2 protein-coding genes are annotated in these 1644 nt (G+C 69.1%); one reads left to right on the top strand and one right to left on the bottom strand.

Going from position 1 to position 1644, the window contains the following annotated elements; genetic code table 11:
- Positions 1-133 precede the first annotated feature (133 nt).
- Positions 134-1255 (top strand): IS110 family transposase, encoded by a 1122-nt coding sequence (locus tag AAAX77_RS09780; protein WP_349106089.1) that lies wholly within the window; start codon positions 134-136, stop codon positions 1253-1255.
- A gap of 199 nt (positions 1256-1454) precedes the next feature.
- On the opposite strand, the gene AAAX77_RS09775 is transcribed toward AAAX77_RS09780, so the two are convergent.
- Positions 1455-1644: hypothetical protein (locus tag AAAX77_RS09775; RefSeq protein ID WP_349106087.1), on the bottom strand; the 190-nt coding region annotated here is incomplete at its 5' end.

The following is a 1644-nucleotide window of genomic DNA, read 5'->3' as shown; positions in this document are numbered from 1 at the left end:
GACAGACACTATGACCCAATCCGAGGGCACTAAAAAGATAGGAGCCCCCGCTCGTGACCGCGGGTCGGGGCTGCGACAATGATGTTGAAGTGCCATAGGCGCAGCCGCGCCGCAACGAGGTTGGGAGGCTCCCATGCCAAAGTATTCTACCGCGTTCGGGATGGACGTCCACCTGAGGTCGACCACCGTCTGCGCCCTCGACGCGGACACCGGCGAGGCCGTGACGAGGAGGTTCCCCGGCAACCCCTGGGGCGAGATCGCCGGGCGGATGGATGGGTTCCCCGGGCCGTCGCTCGCGGCCTACGAGAGCGGCTACCTCGGCTTCGCCCCGCAAAGGGAGCTCGCCGGGCTCGGCGTCGAGTGCGCCGTCGCCGCGGTCTCGAAGATCCCCAGGTCGGCCGCCGACTCGGCCTCCAAGAACGACAGGAACGACGCCGCCAGGATGGCCAAGGCGATACTCGCCCACGACATCTCCCCCGTATGGGTCCCCTCCCCCGAGGTCGAAGGCATCAGGGACCTCGCCGGCGCCTACGGCGGGGCGACCGCGCGCCTGGCGACCGCCAAGCAGCGGCTGCTCGCCTTCCTCGCAAAGCGGGGGTTCGTCTACGGCGGCACCACGCCCGCCGGCAACCCGAGGAAGTACTGGACCTACGACTTCCTGAGGTGGCTCGACAAGGTCAGGCCGGAGGACGATGGCGGGGTTCGGACGCTCGCCGCCCTGAGGAACGAGGTCGAGGCCGCGGCGGAGGCCCGGGCGGACCTGCTCTCCGAGTACAGGGCCGCCGTGGATGCCAGCCCGATCGCCGCGGAGGTGGCCGCCCTCCAGTCGATCAAGGGCTGCGCCTTCGCGCTGGCCGCAGCCTTCTCGGCCGAGGTCGGCGACTTCACGAGGTTCCGTTCCGGAAGGCAGGTCACGGCCTATTTCGGCCTCGCGCCGAGTCAGAGGTCGAGTGGCGACTCCGTGCGGCTCGGAGGCATCAGCGGCGCGGGCAACGCGCTCGTGAGGAAGCTGGCCGTTGAGGGTTCATGGTGCTACGCCGCGGCACGGCACCAGCCGAAGCTCATGCCAAGGGACACGGGCGTGCCCCTCGAGATAAGGATGCACGGGAGGAAGGGGTCCGAGCGGCTCCTGCGGCGGCGCGAGGAGATGCTCGCCCGCGACATGCCCGCGGCGAAGGCCAACGCGGCCACCGCGGCCGAGCTCGTGAGGTGGCTCTGGGCCCTCGGCATGATGTGCCGGGAGGGCGCGGAATAGACATAGCCCCCGTCCCGACGAGCCGGGCGGCCTTCGGGGATACCCCCTATTTCGCTGTGCGCGCGGAGCCCTCCGCATGCGCCTCGACAGACTTGGGGAACCCCGCCGAAGGAATGGAGTGCGGGCCGACAGAACGGTATCCGCGGATATGAGACTGAGCCGAAGGCGTCGACGACATGCCGGGGCGGACCGGGACGGGTTAACGGCAGGCCCCGCCGACCGATTGCAAGCGGTCGGCGGGGCCATTGTGGCTCTTGACAGCGGATTGGGTCATATGAGCGAAAGCCCGCCAGAGCGAGCAAGGTGCCTTGAAACGAGGCGGCATTGACCTTCTGGTCATGCCGCCGAAGTTGAAAGGCAGATTGCCGCCCTGGCGGGCTTGCAGCGTC

The organism is Collinsella sp. CLA-ER-H6, assembly GCF_040092305.1.
Classification (GTDB): Bacteria; Actinomycetota; Coriobacteriia; order Coriobacteriales; family Coriobacteriaceae; genus Collinsella.
This window is presented reverse-complemented; position numbering and strand designations above follow the sequence as displayed.